The sequence below is a fragment of the Streptomyces sp. NPDC058579 genome, from assembly GCF_042718575.1.
Classification (GTDB): domain Bacteria; phylum Actinomycetota; class Actinomycetes; order Streptomycetales; family Streptomycetaceae; genus Streptomyces.
The window spans coordinates 62,579-84,010 of sequence record NZ_JBHXPI010000030.1 but is presented as its reverse complement, the minus strand read 5'-3'; the positions used below and the strand labels follow the sequence as shown (position 1 = coordinate 84,010).

The 21,432-nt window shown below is 72.5% G+C and carries 22 protein-coding genes; 13 read left to right on the top strand and 9 right to left on the bottom strand.

The annotated features are described in order from the left end of the window. On the bottom strand, positions 1-1,229 hold a 1,229-nt coding region (locus ACFWRO_RS27060), incomplete at its 3' end, for a BTAD domain-containing putative transcriptional regulator (RefSeq protein ID WP_384514112.1). 90 nt (positions 1,230-1,319) lie between these two features. Here ACFWRO_RS27060 and ACFWRO_RS27055 point away from each other — a divergent pair. Further along, positions 1,320-2,114 (top strand): site-2 protease family protein, encoded by a 795-nt coding sequence (locus ACFWRO_RS27055; RefSeq protein ID WP_384514104.1) that lies wholly within the window; start codon positions 1,320-1,322, stop codon positions 2,112-2,114. Positions 2,115-2,130: 16 nt separating this feature from the next. Here ACFWRO_RS27055 and ACFWRO_RS27050 read toward each other — a convergent pair whose 3' ends face one another. Next, entirely contained in the window at positions 2,131-2,373 is a 243-nt protein-coding gene (locus tag ACFWRO_RS27050; protein ID WP_384514110.1) for a hypothetical protein, read from the bottom strand. Positions 2,374-2,431: 58 nt separating this feature from the next. Then, on the bottom strand, positions 2,432-3,130 hold the full coding sequence (gene npdG / locus ACFWRO_RS27045) for an NADPH-dependent F420 reductase (protein WP_384514103.1): 699 nt from the start codon (positions 3,128-3,130) through the stop codon (positions 2,432-2,434). A gap of 101 nt (positions 3,131-3,231) precedes the next feature. On the opposite strand from npdG, the gene ACFWRO_RS27040 reads away from it, so the two are divergent. Further along, positions 3,232-3,834, top strand: coding sequence for a hypothetical protein (locus ACFWRO_RS27040; RefSeq protein WP_384514101.1), 603 nt, complete (start codon positions 3,232-3,234; stop codon positions 3,832-3,834). A gap of 84 nt (positions 3,835-3,918) precedes the next feature. Then, complete coding sequence (locus tag ACFWRO_RS27035) at positions 3,919-5,229, top strand: MFS transporter (protein ID WP_384514100.1); 1,311 nt, start codon at positions 3,919-3,921, stop codon at positions 5,227-5,229. 13 nt (positions 5,230-5,242) lie between these two features. Here the strand turns inward: ACFWRO_RS27035 and ACFWRO_RS27030 are convergent, their stop codons facing one another. Then, entirely contained in the window at positions 5,243-5,485 is a 243-nt protein-coding gene (locus ACFWRO_RS27030) for a hypothetical protein (protein WP_384514098.1), read from the bottom strand. 58 nt (positions 5,486-5,543) lie between these two features. Here ACFWRO_RS27030 and map point away from each other — a divergent pair, with 58 nt between their 5' ends. Together map and ACFWRO_RS27020 are read left to right on the top strand one after the other, a co-directional pair. After that, positions 5,544-6,401, top strand: a complete 858-nt coding sequence (map, locus tag ACFWRO_RS27025; protein WP_384514096.1) for a type I methionyl aminopeptidase — start codon at positions 5,544-5,546, stop codon at positions 6,399-6,401. A gap of 114 nt (positions 6,402-6,515) precedes the next feature. Then, on the top strand, positions 6,516-7,166 hold the full coding sequence (locus ACFWRO_RS27020) for a heme oxygenase (biliverdin-producing) (protein WP_384514095.1): 651 nt from the start codon (positions 6,516-6,518) through the stop codon (positions 7,164-7,166). Between the two features lie 9 nt (positions 7,167-7,175). Here the strand turns inward: ACFWRO_RS27020 and ACFWRO_RS27015 are convergent, their stop codons facing one another. The 3 genes from ACFWRO_RS27015 to ACFWRO_RS27005 all read right to left on the bottom strand — a co-directional run bounded on the left by ACFWRO_RS27015 (position 7,176) and on the right by ACFWRO_RS27005 (position 11,011). Next, positions 7,176-7,856 carry a PhzF family phenazine biosynthesis protein gene (locus ACFWRO_RS27015; protein ID WP_384514093.1) on the bottom strand — a complete coding sequence of 227 codons (681 nt, stop codon included), beginning with the start codon at positions 7,854-7,856 and terminating at the stop codon, positions 7,176-7,178. 149 nt (positions 7,857-8,005) lie between these two features. Then, positions 8,006-9,535 (bottom strand): HtaA domain-containing protein, encoded by a 1,530-nt coding sequence (locus tag ACFWRO_RS27010; protein ID WP_384514092.1) that lies wholly within the window; start codon positions 9,533-9,535, stop codon positions 8,006-8,008. Between the two features lie 75 nt (positions 9,536-9,610). Then, the gene (locus tag ACFWRO_RS27005; RefSeq protein ID WP_384514091.1) at positions 9,611-11,011 is read right to left on the bottom strand and encodes an HtaA domain-containing protein; all 1,401 of its coding nucleotides are present in this window, start codon (positions 11,009-11,011) and stop codon (positions 9,611-9,613) included. A gap of 131 nt (positions 11,012-11,142) precedes the next feature. On the opposite strand from ACFWRO_RS27005, the gene ACFWRO_RS27000 reads away from it, so the two are divergent. The 7 genes from ACFWRO_RS27000 (at position 11,143) to ACFWRO_RS26970 (ending at position 18,768) form a co-directional block, all read left to right on the top strand. Continuing rightward, entirely contained in the window at positions 11,143-12,135 is a 993-nt protein-coding gene (locus ACFWRO_RS27000; RefSeq protein WP_384514089.1) for a hemin ABC transporter substrate-binding protein, read from the top strand. Positions 12,136-12,164: 29 nt separating this feature from the next. Further along, positions 12,165-13,322: a FecCD family ABC transporter permease gene (locus tag ACFWRO_RS26995; protein WP_384514108.1), complete on the top strand. Its 1,158-nt coding sequence runs from the start codon at positions 12,165-12,167 to the stop codon at positions 13,320-13,322. After that, the gene (locus tag ACFWRO_RS26990; RefSeq protein WP_384514087.1) at positions 13,319-14,248 is read left to right on the top strand and encodes a heme ABC transporter ATP-binding protein; all 930 of its coding nucleotides are present in this window, start codon (positions 13,319-13,321) and stop codon (positions 14,246-14,248) included. Before ACFWRO_RS26995 ends, ACFWRO_RS26990 begins: the two co-directional genes overlap by 4 nt. Positions 14,249-14,424: 176 nt before the next feature. Beyond that, entirely contained in the window at positions 14,425-15,579 is a 1,155-nt protein-coding gene (efeO, locus tag ACFWRO_RS26985; RefSeq protein ID WP_384514085.1) for an iron uptake system protein EfeO, read from the top strand. Between the two features lie 15 nt (positions 15,580-15,594). Continuing rightward, positions 15,595-16,869, top strand: coding sequence for an iron uptake transporter deferrochelatase/peroxidase subunit (gene efeB / locus ACFWRO_RS26980; protein WP_384514083.1), 1,275 nt, complete (start codon positions 15,595-15,597; stop codon positions 16,867-16,869). Between the two features lie 35 nt (positions 16,870-16,904). Beyond that, positions 16,905-17,780: an iron uptake transporter permease EfeU gene (efeU, locus tag ACFWRO_RS26975; protein WP_384514081.1), complete on the top strand. Its 876-nt coding sequence runs from the start codon at positions 16,905-16,907 to the stop codon at positions 17,778-17,780. Then, positions 17,743-18,768, top strand: coding sequence for a hypothetical protein (locus ACFWRO_RS26970; RefSeq protein WP_384514079.1), 1,026 nt, complete (start codon positions 17,743-17,745; stop codon positions 18,766-18,768). Before efeU ends, ACFWRO_RS26970 begins: the two co-directional genes overlap by 38 nt. Before the next feature lie 49 nt (positions 18,769-18,817). On the opposite strand, the gene ACFWRO_RS26965 is transcribed toward ACFWRO_RS26970, so the two are convergent. Together ACFWRO_RS26965 and ACFWRO_RS26960 are read right to left on the bottom strand one after the other, a co-directional pair. Next, positions 18,818-19,588 (bottom strand): bifunctional DNA primase/polymerase, encoded by a 771-nt coding sequence (locus ACFWRO_RS26965; RefSeq protein WP_384514078.1) that lies wholly within the window; start codon positions 19,586-19,588, stop codon positions 18,818-18,820. 111 nt (positions 19,589-19,699) lie between these two features. Continuing rightward, complete coding sequence (locus tag ACFWRO_RS26960; protein WP_384514076.1) at positions 19,700-20,332, bottom strand: TetR/AcrR family transcriptional regulator; 633 nt, start codon at positions 20,330-20,332, stop codon at positions 19,700-19,702. A 158-nt stretch (positions 20,333-20,490) separates the two neighbouring features. Between ACFWRO_RS26960 and ddaH the strand changes: the two genes are divergently transcribed. Beyond that, positions 20,491-21,315, top strand: a complete 825-nt coding sequence (ddaH, locus tag ACFWRO_RS26955; protein WP_384514074.1) for a dimethylargininase — start codon at positions 20,491-20,493, stop codon at positions 21,313-21,315. The last annotated feature ends 117 nt before the right edge of the window (positions 21,316-21,432 follow it).

The following is a 21,432-nucleotide window of genomic DNA, read 5'->3' as shown; positions in this document are numbered from 1 at the left end:
AACTCCGCCGCCGCGCCGATCACATGCTCACAGTTGTCCAGGAGCAGCAGCAGGCGGCGCGACGCGCAGTGCTCCACGAGACGGGTCAGCGCGTCGTCGGCGGTCCTGAGCCCCTCGGCGCCCGCGCCGCGCAGCACGGTCTCCCGCGCCCCGACGGCCCCGAGCACGGCCTCGGCGACGGCCTCGGGGTCGGTGACGGGCGCGAGTTCGGCCAACCACACGCCGTCGGGCCAGCCCGCGTCGGCGGCGTGCCCGGCGGCGGCTGCCGCGGCGTCGGCTGCCCGCTCGGCCGCCTCCTGGGAGAGCCGCGTCTTCCCGGCTCCGCCGGGCCCGAGGAGCGTGACGAGCCGGCTGTCGCGCAGGTCCTGCTGCAGCCGGGCGATGTCCTGGTCCCGCCCGACGAAACTGGTCAGCCGGGCGCGCAGGTTGCCGGGGCGGACGGTGGTCCGGGCCTTCGCAGAAGGCGCGGCGGGGGCCCGGACGGCGGCCGGGGCCTCCGGTTCCTGGGTGAGCAGCTCCGCGTGCAGGGCGCGCAGCTCCGGGGACGGGTCGGTGCCGAGGCTGTCGGCGAGGGCGCGGCGGAAGGACTCGTACGCGGCGAGCGCCTCCGCCGCGCGGCCGGTCGCGCGCAGGCCTCGGATCCGGAGGGCCTGGAGCGGTTCGTCCAGGGGGTGGGACTCGCAGAGGGCGGCCAGTTCGGGGAGGGCGGCCCCGGCCTCGCCCAGCGCGAGAGCCGCCGCGAAGCGGGCCCTGCGGGCGTCGAGGCGCCGGGCCTCCCAGCGGGCTGCCTCCGCCGTACGGTCCGGCAGGTCCGCGAGCGCGGGCCCGCGCCAGAGGCCGAGCGCCTCGTCGAGCAGCCGCGCCGCCTCCGCCGGGTCGCCCGCTTCCAGCGCCCGTACGCCCTCCCCCGCGAGCCGTTCGAAGCGGCGCGCGTCCACGTCGTCGACGGCCGCCGCAAGGCGGTACCCGCCGGGCACCGACACCACGGCCTCCCGGCCGAGCACCCGGCGCAACCGGCCGACCAGGGCCTGGAGCGCGGCGATCTCGTCGGCCGGCGGGTCGTCGGGCCAGACCTCGGCGACCAGGGTCCCGACCGGAACCGTCCGGTCCGCGCGGAGGGCGAGCGCGGTCAGCAGGGACCGCAGCCGCGCGCCGCCGAGGGCGACGGGGCTGCCGTCGGCGGTGTGGACCTGGGTGGGGCCGAGGACGGAATAGCGCACAGGCCCTATTCTCCGTGAGCCGGGGATCTCCGCAGGAACTCACCCCCGCCCCGGCACGTTTCCCGCACACACGCCGCCGCGCCCTGAGGAGTCCCACCGATGACGACGGCCACCACCCGTAGGCACGAGCGCAGGATCAGCCCGGTCTTCCTGGCGATCCTCGCCGTCATGGCGGTCACCGGCTGGGCGGTGTGGACCGACTTCGCGTCCTCCCCGGGTCTGGCGATCTTCCTCTTCGTGACCTCGGCCTGGATCGTCTCGCTCTGTCTGCACGAGTACGCGCACGCGCGCACGGCGCTGCACAGCGGGGACATCACGATCGGGGCGAAGGGGTACCTCACGCTCAACCCGCTCGCCTACACCCACGCCGTGCTGAGCGTCATCCTGCCGGTGCTCTTCGTGATCCTCGGCGGCATCGGTCTGCCGGGCGGCGCGGTCTTCATCGAGCAGGGCCGGATCCGGGGCCGCTGGAAGCACAGCCTGATCTCGGCGGCGGGCCCGCTGACGAACGTGCTGTTCGCGATCGTCTGCACGGCGCCGTTCTGGCTGGACGCGCTGGACGGTGTGCCGCGCGCGTTCCAGTACGCGCTGGCGTTCCTGGCGTTCCTCCAGGTGACGGCGGCGCTCCTGAACTTCCTGCCGGTGCCGGGCCTGGACGGCTACGGGGTGATCGAGCCCTGGCTGTCGTACAAGATCAAGCGGCAGATCGAGCCGTACGCGCCGTACGGCTTCTTCGTGGTGATCGCGCTGCTCTTCGTCCCGGCGATCAACGGGGCGTTCTTCGACGCGATCGACGCGCTGATGCGGGCGCTCGGCGTGCCGGAGATCTCCCGCTACTGCGGCTCGAACCTCTACCGCTTCTGGCAGGAGACGCCGGAGCTCTGCGCGGTCTAGGGCCTTTCGAAAGCCTCTAGGCCTCGGTGCTCGCGGCGGCGGCCTCGGCCTTTCCGCGGCGGAAGTAGTACCAGGCCATGTTGGAGGAGAGGCCGGCCAGGAGGACCCAGACGATCCCCAGCCACATGCCCGCGGCGAAGGAGACGACGGCCGCGACGACGGCGAGGACGCAGACGGCTAGGGCGTACAGAGCGAGGCGGGGCATGGGGGTCGGCTCCTGTCCGGGTACGGCTGAGAGTGCCCGTCCAGTGTCCCCTATGCCCGGCCTCGCTCCGTCGCGGGTCGTCCGTCGGCTCGGACGTCGGTGACGTCGCGGCTCAGACGTCGGTGACGCGGAGCCCGGCGTGGGCCTTGTAGCGGCGGTTGACCGAGATCAGGTTGGCGACGAGCGACTCGACCTGGTGGGCGTTGCGCAGCCGCCCCGCGAAGACCCCGCGCATGCCCGGGATCCGCCCTGCCAGCGCCTGGACGATCTCGACGTCGGCGCGCTCCTCGCCGAGGACCATGACGTCCGTGTCGATCTCGTCGATCGCCGGGTCCTGGAGCAGCACGGCCGAGAGGTGGTGGAAGGCGGCCGCGACCCGGGAGTCGGGGAGCAGGGCGGCGGCCTGCTCGGCGGCGGAGCCCTCCTCGGGCTTGAGGGCGTAGGCGCCCTTCTTGTCGAAGCCGAGCGGGTTGACGCAGTCGACGACGAGCTTGCCCGCGAGTTCGGCGCGCAGCGACTCCAGGGTCTTGGCGTGCCCGTCCCACGGCACGGCGACGATCACGATGTCGCTGCGGCGGGCGCACTCGGCGTTGTCGGCGCCTTCGACACCGAGGCCAAGCTCGTCGGCGGCGGTCTGCGCGCGCTCGGCGGCGCGGGAGCCGATGATCACCTTCTGGCCGGCCTTGGCGAGGCGGTAGGCGAGGCCGCGGCCCTGGTCGCCGGTGCCGCCGAGGACGCCGACGACGAGGCCGGACACGTCCGGGAGGTCCCAGGGGTCCTTGGGGGCGGGCTTGCTGTCAGTCGTAGTCATGGCCTCGACATTACTGGCCGGTCGCCCCATCCGATCCCGTACGGGTGGAACCTCGGCGACCGCCCCACGCGCGCGGTCCGGCTGCGGCAGGATGCGGCGCCATGGATGCCGTACGGGTCGCGTTGTTGCGCGAGGTGCTCGCGGGAACGGAGTGGCCGAGGGAGGCCCGCCGGTTCGCGGCCGCGCTCCGTTCCTCCGTCGTCCCGCACGGGGGCGGGCTGCTGCTGGTGGGGACGGACGGGTACGAGCCCTGGCACCTGGCCGCGCACCTCGTGGACGAGGCCGCCTGGTCGGGGCAGCCGGAGCTGGCCCCGACGCTGGTACGGCACCGGGTGCGGCCGGGCGACCCGGCGCATCTGGCCGTCGGCCTCGGGCGCCTGGAGGCGGCGCGCAGCGGGGCGACGCTGCTGCTCGTGGCGCCGGAGCGGCCCGACGCGGGGCTTCTGGAGCGGGTCCACGACGCGCGCCGGGCGGGGGCGACGGTGCTCTCGCTCGACGGCGGCGACCCGGAGGTGCACGGCCTGGCGCACGAGACGCTGACGGTGCGGGCGGGCGCGGAGGTGGACCTGGACACGGTCCAGCACCTGGTGAGCGCGGCGGCCGGGGAGAACAGCCTGCCGCCGCCGCGCGGCCGGCGCCGCTTGCGTGACCGTCTCTCGCTCCTGGCGGACCACCTGACGTCACCGCCGCCGACGGGCTGGTGAGCACGGATCAGCCCCGTGTGACCTGGCCCGTCGCCTCGTAATTCGGTTGCCCGGCGCCGCGCGGCCGACGGAGCATGGTGCCTCGTGACTTCGAAGCTCTCCGCCGTACTGCCCGATCTCGCGCCCTGGCGCTCCTCCCGCGACTTCCGGCTGCTGTGGATCCAGGGCCTGGTGACCGTCTTCGCGAGCTTCATGGCGCTGATCGCGCTGCCGCTGCAGATCATGGAGCTGACGGGTTCGCCGCTCGCCGTCGGTCTGATGGGGGCCGTCGAACTGGTCCCGCTGGTCGTGTTCGGGCTCTACGGCGGCGCGCTCGCGGACGCCGTGGACCGGCGGAAGGTGATCGTCGCGACGGAGGCGGGGCTCGGGCTTCTCGCCCTGATCCTGCTGCTCAACTCGCTCCTGTCGGAGCCCCTGCTCTGGCCGCTCTACGTCGTCGCGGCCATGGTCTCCGCGCTGGCCGGGCTCCAGCGGCCCGCGCTCGACTCGCTCCTGGCCCGGATCGTCCCGCACGACCAGATGACGGCGGCCGCCGCGCTCAACGGGCTGCGCTGGCAGATGGGCGCCATCGCGGGCCCCGCGCTCGCGGGCCTGGTCGTGGCGTACGCGGGGCAGGCGACCGCGTACGGCGTGACCCTCGCCGGTTTCGCGCTCTCCGTCCTGCTCTGCCGCCGCCTCTCCCCCGCGCCGCCCGCGCACGACGCCGAGAAGCCCTCGCTGCGCGGCATCGCGGAGGGCGCGCGGTACGCGTGGTCACGGCCGGTGCTCCTCGGTACGTACGCGATCGACCTGGCCGCGATGTTCTTCGCCTTCCCGAACGCGATCTTCCCGTTCCTGGCGGCGGAGCTGGACGCGGAGTGGTCGCTGGGCCTGATGTACGCGGCGGGCTCGGTCGGCTCGCTCGCCCTCGGCATGACCAGCGGCTGGACCGCGAAGATCCGTCGGCACGGGCTGCTCGTGGTGTTCGGGGCGGCGGGCTGGGGCCTCGCGATCGCGGCGGCCGGCTGGTTCGGGAACGTGTGGCTGGTGCTGCTCTGCCTGGCGTTCGCGGGCGCGGGCGACATGCTGAGCGGCCTGGGCCGCTCGACGATCTGGAACCAGACGATCCCGGAGGAGCTGCGGGGCCGCCTGGCCGGGATCGAGGTCCTCTCCTACAGCGTCGGCCCGCAGCTCGGCCAGGTCAGGGCGGGCGCCATGGCGGGCTGGACGGGCACGCGTGCGGCGGTCTGGAGCGGCGGCGTGGCCTGTGTGGCCGCGGTGGGGCTGCTCTGCCTGACGCTGCCGAAGCTGCTCACGTACGACTCCGACACGGACGAGGACGCGCGGCGGCACAAGGCGGCGCAGGAGGAACGGGAGGCGGAGCAGAAAGCCGGGGCCGCTGGGGCCCCGGCTTGAGGATCAGCCGCGCCTAGTCAGACGTCCCGTCCGTCTTCGGAGCGTCCTTCGAGCCGTCGTGCCAGTTGGGGTCGTTCTCCCACTCCAGGTTGCGTTCCTGCGCGGTCTCCATCGCGTGGGACGCCTCCTCCGGGCTGGCGTACGGGCCGAAGCGGTCCTTGGCGGGGCAGTCCGGCCCCTCCTCGACCTTGTTGTGAACGAGGCAGTAGTACCACTCGCCCGGCTTGCCCACCTGACGCTTCTTGAACAGGGCCATCGTCGGCTCCTTCCTCTGGGGCCATGCTGCCCCAGACGCGGTCGTTAGACTCGCTGACATGTCTGGCCAGTCGCTGCTCGTACCGGGGGAGCTCTCTCCCCACCGCTCCGTTCCGGGAGCCATCCGCCGTCCCGAGTACGTCGGGAAGCCCTCGCCCACTCCGTACACGGGTCCCGAGGTGCAGGACCCCGACACCGTCGAGCGGATGCGGATCGCCGGCCGCATCGCCGCGCAGGCGATGGAGGAGGCCGCCAAGCACATCGCGCCGGGTGTCACCACGGACGAGCTGGACCGGGTCGCGCACGAGTTCATGTGCGACCACGGGGCGTACCCCTCGACCCTCGGCTACCGCGGCTTCCCGAAGTCGCTCTGCTCCTCGGTCAACGAGGTCATCTGCCACGGAATCCCCGACTCCACCGTCCTCCAGGACGGCGACATCGTGAACCTGGACGTCACGGCGTACATCAACGGGGTCCACGGCGACAACAACGCCACCTACCTCTGCGGCGACGTGGACGAGGAGTCCCGGCTGCTCGTCGAGCGCACCCGTGAGTCCCTGAACCGGGCGATCAAGGCGGTCAAGCCGGGCCGGCAGATCAACATCATCGGCCGGGTCATCGAGTCGTACGCCAAGCGCTTCGGCTACGGCGTCGTGCGCGACTTCACCGGACACGGCATCAACTCGTCGTTCCATTCCGGGTTGATCATCCCCCACTACGACTCCCCGCACGCCACCACGGTCATCCAGCCGGGCATGACGTTCACGATCGAGCCGATGCTGACGCTGGGCACGCACGAGTACGACATGTGGGAGGACGGCTGGACGGTCGTGACCAAGGACCGCAAGCGGACGGCCCAGTTCGAGCACACGCTCGTGGTGACGGAGACCGGGGCGGAGATTCTCACGTTGCCCTGACGCCTCCTCGGGGTACGTTTTTACCGACAGGACGTCGGGAACCAGTTGACTTAGGTAAGCCTAAGTAGCAGTATCTCAACAGGTTCCCGTCCCCATCGGCCTCGGAGGCACGCCTTGGACACGCCCTTCTCGACGCTCATCCGCACGGCCTCTCACGAGCAGCACACCGAGGCCGAGACGTCGACCTTCATGAGCGACCTCATGGGCGGCCGGCTCGCCGTCGAGGCGTACACGCGGTACACGGAGCAGCTCTGGTTCGTGTACCGCGCCCTGGAGGACGGTGCCGAGGCGCTGCGGAACGACCCGGTGGCCGGGCCCTTCATACAGCCGGAGCTGTTCCGCACGGCCGCCCTGGAGCAGGACCTCGCCCACCTGCGGGGCCCGGACTGGCGCGAGGGTCTCACCCCACTGCCCGCGACCACCGCGTACGCCGAGCGGGTGGCCGAGTGCGCGCGGGAGTGGCCGGCCGGCTATGTCGCGCACCACTACACGCGCTACCTCGGCGACCTCTCGGGCGGCCAGATCATCCGCGACAAGGCGGAGCGCACGTGGGGCTTCGCCCGCAAGGGCGACGGCGTCCGCTTCTACGTCTTCGACGAGATCACGAACCCGGCGGCCTTCAAGCGGGGTTACCGGGAGCTGCTCGACGGGGTGAACGCGGACGATCTGGAGAAGCAGCGGATCATCGACGAGTGCAAGCGCGCGTTCGACTTCAACGGCGCGGTGTTCCGGGAGCTGGGCAGCGAGTTCCCGCTGAGCGCGTGAGTTCGCCGCTCAGTGGGTGAGGGTCCGCTCCAGGCGGACCCGTCCACCGAGTTCGATCACTCCATCGGGGCCGGGGGCGGTCAGGATCTGCGACCCCCGGCCCTGAGTGATGTTCAGGGCCCGGCCCAGCTCCGCCGTGAGCAGCAGGGCGGCCGCGCCCGTCGCCTCGTCCTCGTCGATGCCGTCCCCGCGCCCGGGGAAGCCGCGCGCCCGGACCCGCCCGGCGGCCTCGTCCTCCCAGGCCCAGGCGTACACCCACGCGCCCGGCTCGGGCACGACGAGCGCGTCGACCTCGGCGGCCGAGCCGTACCGCCGCAGGGTCCGCGCCGGGGCCCACTCGGCGCGGGCCTCTATCCAGGTGAACTCCCCGTCCCCGCGCACCCACACCTCACCCGCGGGCGGCCGGACGAGCTCCAGATCGAGCAGCCAGGCCGCCCCGACGAGCGGGTGCCCGGCGAACGGCAGCCGTACACCGGGCGTGTAGATGTCGACGACCCCCCGCTCGGGATCGTCCACGAACACGGTCTCGCTGAACCCGAGCTCCTTCGCGAGCGCCTGCCGGGCCGCCTCGTCGGGAAACGCGCGCCCGTCCCGTACGACCCCCAGCGCGTTGCCGTACCGCCCGTCGCCCGCGCAGAAGACACGCAGGACGTCGATGTCGGCGGCGCTACTCGTCGCGGTCGTGTTCATGGCCGAATTCAAGCATCCAGCCGTCCCACTCGGCGGCTCCACCCGGAATCTGCCAGGCGTGCGTACGGGCTTCATGCGGCAGGGCCGCACCTCCGTCTTCGGGGGTGCGGCCCTGCCTGTGGGGGGTGGCGGTCTCAGGAGCCGTCGGCTCAGGACACCGTCGTCGTGCGGCGGCGGACCGCGATGACGACGCCCGCGCCGGCGGCGGCGATCGCGCCGGCCGCGCCGAGGAGGGTGCCGGTGGGCAGGTCCGCGCCGGTCGCGGCGAGGGAGCCGGAGCCGCCGACCGTGCCGCCGCCGGTGGTCGAGCCACCCGCCGTCGAGCCGCCGCCCGTGGTCGAGGTGCCGCCGTTGGTGCCGCCGGTCGTGGACGGCAGGGTGGCGTCCTTGTCCACGGTGAGGGCGACCGTGACCGGGTCGATGGCGGTGCCGGGCTTGTAGAAGGCCTCGCCGCCCGGGCCCGCGAACTGGGCCGCGCCGTCCTTGGTCAGCTTGGCCGGGACGTTCTTGAGCGTGACGACACCGTTCTTCGCCGAGTAGTCCGCCTTCGACAGGTCGAGGTCGGCGAAGGTGACGTCGTTCTTCGTGCCCTTGGCGGTGGTGACGTCCACGACGACGGTGCCGGAGGAGCCGTTCGCCTTGACCTTGACGTCGCTGATCGCGAGGTCGATGGTGTGCGCCGCGCACTCGAAGCGGACGGTGCCCTTGAAGACCGCGTCGGCCTTGCGGGCCTTCGCGTCCCACGTGGCGGAGCCGAAGCCGAAGTCGTACACGGAGCCGTTCTTCGTCGCGCCGCCGGTCGTGGTGGCCTTGCCGCCGCAGGTGCTCACGACGTACGAGCGCCAGGACTCCTTCACGCCCCAGGTGAGCTTGCCGTTGACGACCGAAGGCGTGCCGGAGGTCGGCGCGGTCGTGGGCGCGGCCGTGGTGGGGGCGGTCGTCGGCGGGGCCGTGGTCTTCGTCGGGGTCGGGGTCGGGGTGGGCGTGGTCTTCGTCGGGGTGGGCGTCGGGGTCGGCTTCGTACCGCCAACCTTCACCGTCAGGGTCGCCGCGTCGAGCGCGTCGCCCTCCTTGTAGAAGCCCGAGAAGGCCTCCGCGCCGCCCTTGGTCAGCTTCGCCGGTATGTCCTTGAAGACCATCGCGCCGCCCGCGCCCTGGCCGGGCCGCACCTTGCTCATGTCGAGCGCGGCGATCGCGATGTCGTCGCGGGTGACGAACTTCCCGTCGTTGCCCTTGGTGACCACGTCGGCGGTGATCTCGCCGGTCGGCGCGGCCGTGCCCTTGGTGGAGAGCTTCACATCGGAGAGCGTGATGTCGAGGACGCCGTGGTGGGCCTCGAAGTGGACGCTGCCCTTGAAGGCGTTGGCCGTGGCGTGCGTCCCGGTGTCGTACGTACCGGTGCCGTCGACGAACGTGAACACCCCGTTGTCCGCGGCCTGCTTCGCGCCACCCGCCACCGTGGTCTTGCCCGAAGCCATCGGAGAGGCGAGGTACTTGCGGAAGGACTCCTTGAAGCCCCAGTCCAGCGTGCCCTCCTTCAGCTCCGTCACGGGCGCGCCGGCCGCCTTGTCCGGCCCGTCCGCGGCGAGGGCGGGCAGGGCGAAGACGCTCGCCCCGAGGGCGGCGGCGGTGGCGACGGCCGCCGCGAGGGCGACGGGTCGACGGGTGGTTGTGGCCATGGCGGGTGGTCTCCTACAGGGATCGGGGGTGAGGGGGAGGATTACGGGGGGGCGAGGGCCTGAAAGGGGGCGGGGTCAGGCCGAAGGGGTCGCCGTACGGCGTCGCCTGACGACGACGTACACCGCGATCGCCGCGGCCAGGAGCACGCCCGCGCCGAGCGCGAGGTACGTGGCCGTCGCGGAGGACTCCTCCGATGCCGCCGCCTTCGCCGGAGCGGCCGGGGCCGCCGAGGCCGAGGCGGACGGGGAGGCGGCCGAGGCCGAGGGCTTGGTGTCGCTGCCCAGGTCGGGCAGGGCCGGCAGCTGGGCCTTCGCGTCGACCGCGACGGCCAGCGAGACGGGGTCCATCTCCGTACCGGCCTTGTACATCCCGCCGAACGCCTTCGCGCCGCCCTCCGTGAGGGTCGCGGGCGCCTCGGTCAGGACGGCGAGGCCGTTCTTCGGGGCGAAGTCCTTGGCCGTGAAGGTGACCAGGGGTACGGCCTTCTCGGTCTTGCCGGCGCTGGTGACATCGGCGCTGAGCGTGCCCTTGCCGCCGGTCACCGTGACCGAGACCTGGCCGAGGGCGAGGTCGATGTGGGTGCCGGTGAAGCGGACGGAGCCCGCGAAGTCGGCGTCGAGGGTCTGCTTCCGGGCGTCGTACGTGCCCTTCCCGCTCGGGAAGCGGAACAGCGCGCCGCCGTCCTGGGCACCGGCGGACAGGGTCCACTTGCCCTGGGCGATGGAGCCGGTGACGTACTCGCGGAAGGTGCGGCGCACGCCCCAGTCGACGGCACCGTCCCGGAATCCGCCGGGGGCGGCGGAGGTCGTCGCGGACGGCTCGGGGGACTTGGTCGCGGTCGGCTCGGCGGCCGCCTTCACGTCGACGGTGAGGCTGATCGGGTCGAGCGGCGTACCGGCCGTGTAGTAGCCGGCGAAGGCTCGCGCGCCCTGCGCGGTCAGCGTGGCGGGCACGTTGGTCAGCGAGATCGGGCTGCCGCCGCCGCGCATGTCGATGCCGGACAGGTTCAGCGAGGCGAGCGGCACCTGCGAGGAGGTGGTGACCTGCCCCGAGCCCTTGGCCTTGCTCGCCATGTCGGCGTAGAGCGTGCCGCGCCCGCCCTCGATCCGCACCCGGGGCCGGCTGACCGTCAGATCCAGCTCGTGGGTGCCGTCGCTCTTGCGGTGACCGAGAAAGCGGACCCCGCCCGAGAAGCCGGCCGTGAGAGCGCCGGTCGCGGGGTCGTACGAGCCCTGTGCGGAATGGAAGCGGAATTGGCTGCCGCCGACGGTGGCGGCGCCGCCCGTGAGATTCCAATTGCCCTGTGCGATGGGGCCCGTCACATAACTCTGGAACGAGGATTTGATTCCCCAGTCGAGTCTGCCACCCTGCACCGTGCGGCCCGCGGCCTGGGCGGCGGTGGCCGGGAGCAGGGACCCGAGGATCGCCGCGAAGAGCAGGACGGTGAACGCCCGGGCGGGTCTGGACAGCAGCATGGAACCCCTCCGAGGGCTAGCAAGTGAGGTAAGGCTAACCTAAGGTACCCGGAGGCAAAGCGACAGACTGCTGCCCAGAACGAACAGGACGGTGCTTCCCCGTGCAGAGAACTCGCCTCGCGGGTGTGCTGATGTCAGCACTCGCGCTCGCGCTCCTGGCGACCGGCTGCGGCGACGAAAGCGCCCCGCGGCAGGCCGGCCCCTCGGCGAACTCCCCACAGGCGAAGGCCGCCCCGGACCGGGTCGAACCCCTGACCGGCGCCCCGAAGTCCACGCTCCCGGCGACCATGGACTCGGCGGACGGCCGGAAGGTCACCGTCACCTCCACCGAGCGGATCGTCCCGCTCACCGGCTCCCTCAACGAGATCGTCTTCACCCTCGGCCTCGGCGACCGGGTCGTCGCCCGGGACATCACGGCCACCTTCGAACAGGCCGCGAAACTCCCGGTGGTGACCCGCGCCCACGACGTCTCCGCCGAGAGCGTGCTCTCGCTCCGGCCTACGCTCGTCCTCGCCGACACCTCCACCGGACCGGCCGAGGCGATCGCCCAGATCCGCGACGCCGGCATCCCGCTCGTCGTGGTGAAGCCCGCGAAGGAGCTGGCGGACGTGTCCGCCAGGATCGACACCGTCGCCGCCGCGCTCGGCGCGCCGGAGGCGGGGACCGCGCTGAAGCAGCGCACGCAGGACCGGATCGACGCCGTTCGCAAGGACATTCCCGCCCAGAGCGGTACGAAGAGCAAGCCTCGGGTGGCCTTCCTGTACGTGCGCGGCTCGGCTGCCGTCTACCTGCTCGGCGGCGCCGAGTCCGGAGCCGCGTCGCTCCTGGAGGCGGCGGGCGCGGTCGACGCGGGCAAGGAGTCCGGCCTGAAGAAGGACTTCACGCCCATCACCAGCGAGGCCCTCGCGGCCGCCGCGCCCGACGCGATCCTCGTCATGACCAAGGGCCTCCAGTCGGTCGGTGGCGTCGACGGCCTGGTGAAGGTCCCGGGCGTCGCGGAGACCCCGGCGGGGATGGACCGCCGGGTCGTCTCGATCGACGACGGCGTCCTCCTCAACTACGGCCCGCGCACGGACGAGGTGCTGCGGTCGCTGGTCGGCCAGCTGTACGGGGCGACGAAGTGACGGCCGTCGAAGACTCGGTGACGCAGCCGTTGCCCGACGACGGGGCGCTCAAGGCCCCGGCGCCCTCGGCCACCTCGAAGGCCCCGGCGGCCTCGGCGACACCGGCGCCCTCGGCGACCACGGCGGCCTCGGCGCCCACGGCGCCCTCCGGCCGTAAGCCGCGCGGTACCGCCGCCACCCTCACCCTCGTCCTGCTCGCCGTCCTCCTTGTCCTCGCGTTGCTGTCCGCCGGCATCGGGGCGTACGAGATCCCGCTCGGGGACGTCCTCGCCTCCGTGCAGCACCGCGTCGGCCTCGGCGGCCACGCGCTGGAGCGGTCGGCGGAGAGCGTGCTGTGGAACATCCGGCTGCCCCGGGTGGTCCTCGCGATCCTCGTCGGCGCCTCGCTCGGCTGCGCGGGGGCCCTGATGCAGGGCGTGTTCGGCAACCCCCTCGCCGAGCCCGGAGTGATCGGCATCTCGGCGGGCGCGGCCGTGGGCGCGGTCGGGGCGATCGCGCTCGGCCTCAGCTTCTTCGGCAACTGGACGGTGACGGTCTGCGCGTTCGTGGCCGGGCTCGCGACCGTGTTCCTCGTGTACGCGATGTCCCGCGCGGGCGGCCGTACGGAAGTGGTCACGCTGATCCTCACCGGTATCGCGGTGAACGCCTTCGCGGGCGCCCTGATCGGCCTGTTCATCTTCTTCGCCGACAACGCGCAGATCACCCAGATCACGTTCTGGCAGCTCGGTTCGCTCGCCCAGGCCACCTGGCCGAAGGTGCTCGCCGTCCTGCCGTGCGCGCTGATCGGTCTCGCCATCGCCCCGTTCTACGCCCGCAAGCTGGACCTCCTCGCACTCGGCGAGCGGCCCGCGCGGCACCTGGGCGTGGAGGTGGAACGGCTGCGGATCGTCCTCATCCTGGTCGTGGCACTGCTCACGGCGGCCGCGGTCGCCGTGGCGGGGATCATCACCTTCGTGGGCCTGCTCGTCCCGCACCTGCTGCGGATGGCGAACGGCCCCGGCCACCGCTTCCTGGTCCCGGGCAGCGCGCTCGGCGGCGCGGTCGTCCTCGCGGCCGGCGACCTGGCGGCCCGTACGGTAGCGGCCCCGGCCGAACTCCCCCTGGGCGTCCTCACCGCCCTCTTCGGCAGCCCGTTCTTCTTCTGGCTGCTGCGCAGGACTCGTCGCAGGCAAGGTGGTTGGGCATGATCAGCGGTCTTCTGCGGCTCGCGGGCCGTAGGCGCGAGCTTCCCGTCCCGCCGGCCGCCGGTGACGTTGTCGCCGAGGCCCGGGGCCTCCGTGTCGGACTCGGGGGGCGGGAGGTGCTCGGCGGGGTGGACGCTCTCGTACGGGCCGGTGAGGTGCTGGCCCTGGTGGGGCCCAACGGGGCCGGGAAGTCCACGCTGCTCGGCGCTCTGGCCGCCGATCTCGCCCCGGCCGGCGGCGAGGTACGGATCTGCGGCCGGCCCGTCACCCGCTGGTCCGCGCCCGAACTGGCCCTGCGCCGGGCCGTGCTGCCGCAGGCGGCCGCGCTCGCCTTCCCGTTCCCGGTCGCCGAGGTGGTCCGGATGGGCCGAGCCCCGTGGGCCGGGACCGGGTACGAGGAGGAGGACGAGGCCACCGTCGCCGAGGCCATGGCGGCCACCGAGGTGGCGGAGTTCGCCGACCGCCCCTTCTCCGCGCTCTCCGGCGGTGAACGCGCCCGCGTCGCCCTGGCCCGCGTACTCGCCCAGCGCACCCCGCTGCTGCTGCTCGACGAACCGACGGCCGCGCTCGACCTGCGCCACCAGGAACTCGTCCTCCAGGTCTGCCGCGAACGCGCCGCCGCCGGGGTCGCGGTGGTCGTCGTCCTGCACGACCTCGGCCTCGCCGCCGCGCACGCGGACCGGGTCGCGGTCCTGCACGCCGGGCGGATCGCCGCCGACGGACCACCGGCCGAGGTCTTCGACGAGGAGCTCCTGAGCCGGGTGTACCGGCAGCCGGTGGAGGTGCTCGCGCACCCGCGGACCGGAGTCCCCCTCGTCGTCCCGCGCCGCGCCGCACACGGATCCGCAGCCGAAGCCGAACCCCGCCCCGCGCACGGATCCGGACCCGCGCCCGAATCCGGCAAATCCGGCGCCTTGACCGGCGCTTGACCCTGCCATGGTGCGCCGCAGAGCGTGCCGTGACCCCGTCGCGACCGGGCCGGGAACGTGAGAGCGGAATCACTGGACGGCCCGGTATGCCTGAGGTAAGCCTCGGTTAAGTTAGGCCCGCCTCACCCGGTCTCACCCGGTCTCACCCCCGTCCCGATCCCCTCTGGAGCGCCCGTATGCGAGCCGTCCGTCTCTCCGTCGTCACCGCCGCGGTCACCGCCGCGGCACTGACCGCCGTCACCGGCTGTACCGAGAAGAGCGACGCCAAGGGTGACGACGGCGCCGTCACGGTCGTCGCCAAGGACGACTCCTGCGAGGTCTCGAAGAAGGAGTTCCCGGCCGGGCACGTGGAGCTCGCCGTCGAGAACCGGGGCACGAAGGTCACCGAGGTCTACATCCTGTACCCGGACGACCGGATCGTGACCGAGCGCGAGAACATCGGCCCCGGCACCAAGGCCACCGTCACCGCCGAGGTCAAGGCCGGTGAGTACGAGATCGCGTGCAAGCCCGGCATGAAGGGCGACGGCATCCGCCAGAAGGTCACCGTCACCGGTGGCGCCGCGGCCGCCAAGCGCTCCCCCGAGATGGACGCCGCCGTGGCCGCCTACCGCCAGTACGTGCAGGCGCAGGCGGACCAGACCCTGCCCAAGGTGAAGGTCTTCACCGACGCCGTCCGCGCCGGTGACGTCGAGGCCGCGAAGAAGGCGTACGCCGACTCCCGTATCGGCTGGGAGCGCACCGAGCCGGTCGCCGAGTCCTTCGGCGACATCGACCCGAAGGTCGACGTCCGCGAGGACGGCCTGGAGGCCGGCCAGGACCCGGCGAAGGACTGGACCGGCTGGCACCGCCTGGAGAAGGCGCTCTGGCAGGACAAGAAGATCGGCGACCGCGAGAAGGAGCTCGCCGACACCCTCGACAAGGACCTCGCGGACTGGGTGAAGCGGGTCGGCAAGGCCGACATCACCCCGACCTCGATGGCCAACGGTGCCAAGGAGCTCCTCGACGAGGTCGCCACCGGCAAGGTCACGGGCGAGGAGGAGCGTTACTCCCACACCGACCTCGTCGACTTCAAGGCGAACGTCGAGGGCGCGCAGAAGTCCTTCGAGCTGCTCAAGCCGGTCGCCTCGAAGAACGACCCGACGCTCGTCGCCGAACTCGACAAGCAGTTCGCGGCGCTGAACACGCTCCTCGACAAGTACCGCACGGACAAGAACGGTTACGTCTTCACCTCGTACGACAAGGTCGGCAAGGCGGAGCGCAAGGAGCTGTCGGACGGCGTCAACGCGCTGGCCGAGCCGCTCTCCAAGCTCGCCGCCGCGGTCGTGAAGTAGCGGGAGGACACGGACATGTCCGAAGCCAACGAGACCGCAGAGGCGGCCGGGGCAAGCACCCCGACCTCGCGGCGCACGGTCCTCGGCTGGGGCGGTGCCGGGCTCGCGCTCGGCGCCGCCGCGGCCGGCGGCGCCGTCGCCCTCGGCCGCCCCGGGGACACCCCCGTGCCCGCCTCCGACAGCGGCTCGGCCGTCCCCTTCCACGGGGCCCACCAGGCCGGGATCGCCACGGCCGTCCAGGACCGGCTGCACTTCGCCGCGTTCGACGTGAAGACGACGGACCGTGCCGAGCTCGTCCAGCTCCTGAAGGACTGGACCCGCGCCGCCGAGCGGATGACGGCCGGTCACGAGGTCGGCGAGGGCGCCTACGGCGGGCTGCCGGAGGCCCCGCCGGACGACACGGGCGAGGCCCTCGGCCTCAAGCCGTCCCGGCTCACGCTCACCATCGGCTTCGGGCCCTCGCTGTTCGACGGCCGCTTCGGGCTCGCGGACCGGCGGCCGGGGGCTCTGGTCGACCTGCCCAAGTTCCCCGGCGACAACCTGGACCCGGCCCGGAGCGGCGGCGACCTCTGCGTCCAGGCCTGCGCGGACGATCCGCAGGTCGCCGTGCACGCGATCCGCAACCTGGCCAGGATCGGCTTCGGCAAGGTCGCGGTCCGCTGGTCGCAGCTCGGCTTCGGCAAGACGTCCTCCACCACCCCCGACGCGCAGACCCCGCGCAACCTGTTCGGCTTCAAGGACGGCACCCGCAACATCGCGGGCACCGACACCGCGGGCCTCGACAAGCACGTGTGGGTCCCCGCCAAGGACGCCCCGGGGCGGGCCGCCTGGATGACGGGCGGCTCGTACCTGGTCGCCCGCCGGATCCGGATGAACGTCGAGACCTGGGACCGCACCCCGCTGGCCGAGCAGGAGGACATCTTCGGCCGCGACAAGAGGGAGGGCGCGCCGGTCGGCAAGGCCAAGGAGCACGACGAGCCGTTCCTGAAGGCGATGAAGCCGGAGGCCCATGTGCGCCTCGCGCACCCGGACTCCAACAGCGGGGCGACGATCCTGCGCCGCGGCTACTCCTTCACGGACGGCACCGACGGCCTGGGCCGCCTGGAGGCGGGCCTGTTCTTCCTCGCGTACCAGCGGGACGTCCGTACCGGCTTCGTCCCGGTGCAGACCTCGCTGGCCCGCGCGGACGTCCTCAACGAGTACATCCAGCACGTGGGTTCGGCGCTCTTCGCCGTCCCGCCGGGCGTCCGGGACACGGACGACTGGTGGGGCCGGGCGCTGTTCTCCTAGACGGGCGCTGTTCTCCTGGAAGGGAAGGGACCGACGTGTTCGGCAATTATCTGATCGGGCTGCGCGAAGGCCTCGAAGCCAGTCTGGTCGTCTGCATCCTCATCGCGTACCTGGTGAAGACCGGGCGCCGCGACGCCCTGAGGCCGATCTGGATCGGCATCGGGGTGGCGGTCGGGATCGCGCTCGCCTTCGGCGCGGGGCTCGAGTTCGGCTCGCAGGAGCTGACGTTCGAGGCTCAGGAGCTGTTGGGCGGCTCGCTCTCCATCCTCGCGGTGGCCCTGGTCACCTGGATGGTGTTCTGGATGCGGCGCACGGCCCGGCATCTGAAGGCGGAGCTGCACGGCAAGCTCGATCAGGCGCTCCAGATGGGTACGGGTGCCCTGGTCGCGACCGCCTTCCTGGCGGTGGGCCGCGAGGGCCTGGAGACGGCGCTCTTCGTCTGGGCGTCCGTGCGGGCCTCGTCGGACGGCACGTCGGCGCCGCTGATCGGGGTGCTGCTCGGCATCGGCACGGCGGTGCTCCTCGGCTGGCTGTTCTACCGCGGTGCGCTGCGGATCAACCTGGCGAAGTTCTTCACCTGGACCGGCGGCATGCTGGTCGTGGTGGCGGCCGGTGTCCTCGCGTACGGCGTGCACGACCTCCAGGAGGCGCGCTTCCTGGACGGTCTCGCGGACAAGGCATTCGACGTCTCGGCGACGATTCCGCCGGACAGCTGGTACGGGACGCTCCTCAAGGGCGTCTTCAACTTCCAGCCGGACCCGACGGTCCTTCAGGTCACGGTGTGGGCGCTCTATCTGATCCCGACGCTCGCGCTGTTCCTGGCCCCGGTAGGGTCGGGTCCGTCCGTGCCCGTGGAGAAGCAGAAGGCGACCGATGAGAAGGCCGAGGCGCCCGTCGAGGGCACGCACTGAGCTGGGGCGACCGTCGAGGGTTCTCGTGGCGACGGCGTTGGCGGGAGCGCTCGCGCTGACGGCGAGCGGCTGCGTGACGGTGCACGGCGAGCGGGAGGTCGTACCGGCGGCGACGCAGGCCGAGGCCGCGCAGGCGCTCAAGGAGTTCATCGCGGCGTACAACAAGGCCGACAAGGAACACGATCCCAAGCTCGACGCGGACCGGGTCACCGGTCCGTTCGGGGCGATCAACCAGGCCGCGATGAAGGCCCGCTCGGTCACCCAGCCCGACGGCAACCCGGAGCACCAGCCCCTGGAGCTCACCGACGCGAAGTTCGTCGTGCCGAAGAAGGCGGGCTGGCCGCGCTGGTTCGTCGCGGACACCGACTCCAACCGGGACACCGGCACGGACAACAGCGGCAACCGCTGGCTCGTCGCCTTCGTGCGCAACGGCCCCGACCAGCTGTGGGAAGCCGCCTATCTGACGATCCTGTCCCCGGACGAGCGCCCCGCGTTCAAGACGGCCGGAGGGTTCGCGGTCCCGGTCGCCGCGGACGCGACGGGCCTCGCGCTGGCGCCCAAGGACCTGGGCCGGAGCTACACCACGTACCTCGGGGGCGGGGAGCAGGGCCCGTTCGCGTCAGGACCGCACACCACCGGCTGGCGGGAGCAGCGGCAGAAGGACGCGAAGCGGGTCGGCATGGCGACGCAGTACATCGACCAGCCCACGGACACCGGGGACTTCACGCCGCTGGCCCTCGCGACCGAGGACGGCGGAGCCCTCGTCTTCTTCGCGACGCGCTACTTCGAGCGGCAGACGGCGGCCCAGGGGTACCGGCCGAAGGTCGGCGACGAGGTGAAGGCGCTGATGACGGGCGAGGTGAAGAACACCGTCACGAAGGAGTGGGTGTCGAGCCAGTCGGTCCTGGTGAAGCCCGCGGGCACGACGGACGGCGCGGTCACGGTCACGAACCGGCTCCAGGGCGTCACGGCGGCGAAGGGCTCGTAAGCACGTTCGTACCGCCTGGGTATCCCCAGCCGGGTCCGTTCCTCAGCCTTCAGCGGCGGCCCAGCGGCCAGGCGACCGCGGGTTCGGCGTGCTGGTCGCCGCGCTCGGCCGCGTGGCGGGCGCAGGCGTCGGTGAGGGTCTCCAGGAGGTTCAGCGGGTCCGGCAGGGCGTGCTCGGGGCCGCGGACCCAGGCGACCGACGGCTGCTCGTCCTCGTCACCGATGAGCCGGGCCGGCGGTACGAGGACGTAGCTGCCGCGACAGTGCCAGCGCAGCCCCGGGTGCTCGTCCATGGTCTCCGGATGGCAGTCCAGCTCGCAGGGCCACCACTCGTCCTCGTCCTCGGGGGTGCCGCGGGTGGCGGTGAAGAAGAGCATCCGGCCGCCGTCGCCCGCGCTCTCGGCCGACTCGGCGACGGGCCCGACCTCCACGCCCCGGTCGAGGAGCCGCTCCAGGGCGGCCCGGCCGGCGGCGAGCGGTACGTCGAGGACGTCGTGGACCATGCCGGTGGCGGTGACGAAGTTCGCCTCGGGCTCGTTGCGGGCCCAGCGCTCGATCTGGGCGCGGTCGGTGGTCGACTGGGTCTGCCAGGCGAAGGAGACGGGGTGCCGGGCGGGGGTCGGACAGCCGATGCGCTCGCAGGAGCAGCGGTAGCCGACGGGGTACGCGGCGGGGGCGAGGGGCAGTCCGGCGGCGGCGATGTCCAGGAGCAGGGTCTCGCGGCGGTTCTCGTCCTCGGCCGCGGTGCGTTTCGGGCGCCTGCGCAGCCAGTGCGCGAATCTGCTCTCCGTGCCGCGGTAGCGGCCGATACCGTCGCCCATCTATCCCCTCACACCTGCGCTCGCCTGTTACTCGCCCGTTCGGCTCTGCCCATCGTCGCATCTTCCCGTGCTTCAGGTGACCGGAGTACCCAACCGGGGTACGTAACGGGGTTACGCCCTGGGCGCGAGCCCGCGCAGCGCGTAGTCGACGAGGGTGTCGGCGTAGGCGTGGGTGAGCGGCAGGGTGCGGTGGAGCCAGCGGTGGTTCAGGGGCCCGACGAGGAGTTCGAGGGCGATACGGGGGTCGACGGCGGGGTCGATGTCCCCGGCGGCCTGGGCGGCCTCGATGCGGCGTACGTAGTACTGGAGCTGGGGTTCCAGGAGTTTCTCGACAAACTGGGTGCCGAGTTCGGGGTTCACGACGCCTTCGGCGGCGAGGGCGCGGGAGGGGGCGTCGTACGTGGGGTTGTTCAGCTCGTCGACGGTGGCGCGGAGCACGTACTTGAGGTCGGCGGCGAGGTCACCGGTGTCGGGGATCTCACTGTCGGCGTCGCCGCCGAGCGCCTCATTGGCCTGGGCGGCGAGGTCCAGGAAGGCGTCGAGGAGGACGGCGGCCTTGGAGGGCCACCAGCGGTAGATGGTCTGCTTGCCGACGCCGGCGCGGGCGGCGATGCCCTCGACGGTCGTCTTGGCGTAGCCCGTCTCGGAGACGAGGGCGAGGGCTGCGTCGAAGATGGCGCGGCGGGAGCGCTCACTGCGCCGTGAGGCGTCGGGGGCCTTGGCGGTGCTCTTGGCGTCGGGCATGGCTTCAATCTAGCAGCTGGCGAGACGGTGCGTCTCGCCCAACTGTTCCCCCCGAAGATTCGGCGGAACCACCCGATCGGTTCACTGCGCACAGCCCGGTCGAGGGCGGACCATAAGCTCCGTCCGACGACTGATTCTCCGTCCGTGAGGAGCTCTCATTGCGCCAGACCCCGCGCGAGGCCTCGCCCCGCCGTTACCTCATGTGCCCACCCACGCACTTCGAGGTGACGTACTCCATCAACCCCTGGATGGACCCCACGAAACCGGTCGACCTGCCGCTCGCCCTCGCCCAGTGGGAGGACCTGACGGCCCGCTACCGCGCCCTCGGCCACACCGTGGAACTGCTCGACCCGCTCCCCGGCCTGCCGGACATGGTCTTCACCGCCAACGGCGCGACCGTGGTGGACGGCCGGGTGCTCGGCGCCAGGTTCGCCCACTCGCAGCGTACGGAGGAGGAGGCCGCGCACCTGGACTGGTTCCGCGCCAACGGCTACACCGAGGTGCGCGTACCGGAGCACGTGAACGAGGCCGAGGGCGACTTCGCGGTCACCTCGTCGTGGATCCTGGCCGGCCGGGGCTTCCGCTCCACGCCGCTCTCGCACCTGGAGGCGCAGGAGTTCTTCGGGCGCCCGGTGGTCGGCCTGGAACTGGTGGACCCGCGCTACTACCACCTGGACACCGCCCTGTGCGTCCTGGACGCGGAGGGCGACGAGGTCATGTACTACCCCGGCGCCTTCTCCCCCGGCAGCCAGGAGGTGCTGTCCCGGCTCTACCCGGACGCCCTGCTCGCGACCGAGCGGGACGCGGCGGTGCTCGGCCTGAACGCGGTGAGCGACGGCCACCACGTGCTGCTGCCGCAGGCGGCGGTGGGGCTCTTCGAACCGCTGCGTGACCGCGGCTTCGAGCCCCTGGGCATGGACCTGTCGGAGCTGCTCAAGGGCGGCGGCAGCGTGAAGTGCTGCACCCAGGAGCTGCGCCCCTGAGCCGCCGGGGGGGCCCCCCGCCCCCCCCCCCGACACCCGGGGCGGGGGGCCGGGGGGGCCCCCCACGGGGTGCCGGGGCGCCGTGTAAAGCGTACCCGGGGGCGTAGTGAACCGCAC

Bases quoted from the DNA above. Each gene is read 5' to 3' on its own strand.
- ACFWRO_RS27030 (WP_384514098.1), bottom strand. From the start codon at position 5,485: ATGGCCCTGTTCAAGAAGCGTCAGGTGGGCAAGCCGGGCGAGTGGTAC.
- ACFWRO_RS27015 (WP_384514093.1), bottom strand. From the start codon at position 7,856: ATGAACACGACCGCGACGAGTAGCGCCGCCGACATCGACGTCCTGCGT.
- ACFWRO_RS26965 (WP_384514078.1), bottom strand. From the start codon at position 19,588: ATGGGCGACGGTATCGGCCGCTACCGCGGCACGGAGAGCAGATTCGCG.
- npdG (WP_384514103.1), bottom strand. From the start codon at position 3,130: ATGACTACGACTGACAGCAAGCCCGCCCCCAAGGACCCCTGGGACCTC.
- ACFWRO_RS27005 (WP_384514091.1), bottom strand. From the start codon at position 11,011: ATGCTGCTGTCCAGACCCGCCCGGGCGTTCACCGTCCTGCTCTTCGCG.
- ACFWRO_RS26970 (WP_384514079.1), top strand. From the start codon at position 17,743: ATGAGAAGGCCGAGGCGCCCGTCGAGGGCACGCACTGAGCTGGGGCGA.
- map (WP_384514096.1), top strand. From the start codon at position 5,544: ATGTCTGGCCAGTCGCTGCTCGTACCGGGGGAGCTCTCTCCCCACCGC.
- ACFWRO_RS27040 (WP_384514101.1), top strand. From the start codon at position 3,232: ATGGATGCCGTACGGGTCGCGTTGTTGCGCGAGGTGCTCGCGGGAACG.
- efeB (WP_384514083.1), top strand. From the start codon at position 15,595: ATGTCCGAAGCCAACGAGACCGCAGAGGCGGCCGGGGCAAGCACCCCG.
- efeO (WP_384514085.1), top strand. From the start codon at position 14,425: ATGCGAGCCGTCCGTCTCTCCGTCGTCACCGCCGCGGTCACCGCCGCG.
- ACFWRO_RS26960 (WP_384514076.1), bottom strand. From the start codon at position 20,332: ATGCCCGACGCCAAGAGCACCGCCAAGGCCCCCGACGCCTCACGGCGC.
- ACFWRO_RS27055 (WP_384514104.1), top strand. From the start codon at position 1,320: ATGACGACGGCCACCACCCGTAGGCACGAGCGCAGGATCAGCCCGGTC.
- ACFWRO_RS26990 (WP_384514087.1), top strand. From the start codon at position 13,319: ATGATCAGCGGTCTTCTGCGGCTCGCGGGCCGTAGGCGCGAGCTTCCC.
- ACFWRO_RS27000 (WP_384514089.1), top strand. From the start codon at position 11,143: ATGTCAGCACTCGCGCTCGCGCTCCTGGCGACCGGCTGCGGCGACGAA.
- ACFWRO_RS27010 (WP_384514092.1), bottom strand. From the start codon at position 9,535: ATGGCCACAACCACCCGTCGACCCGTCGCCCTCGCGGCGGCCGTCGCC.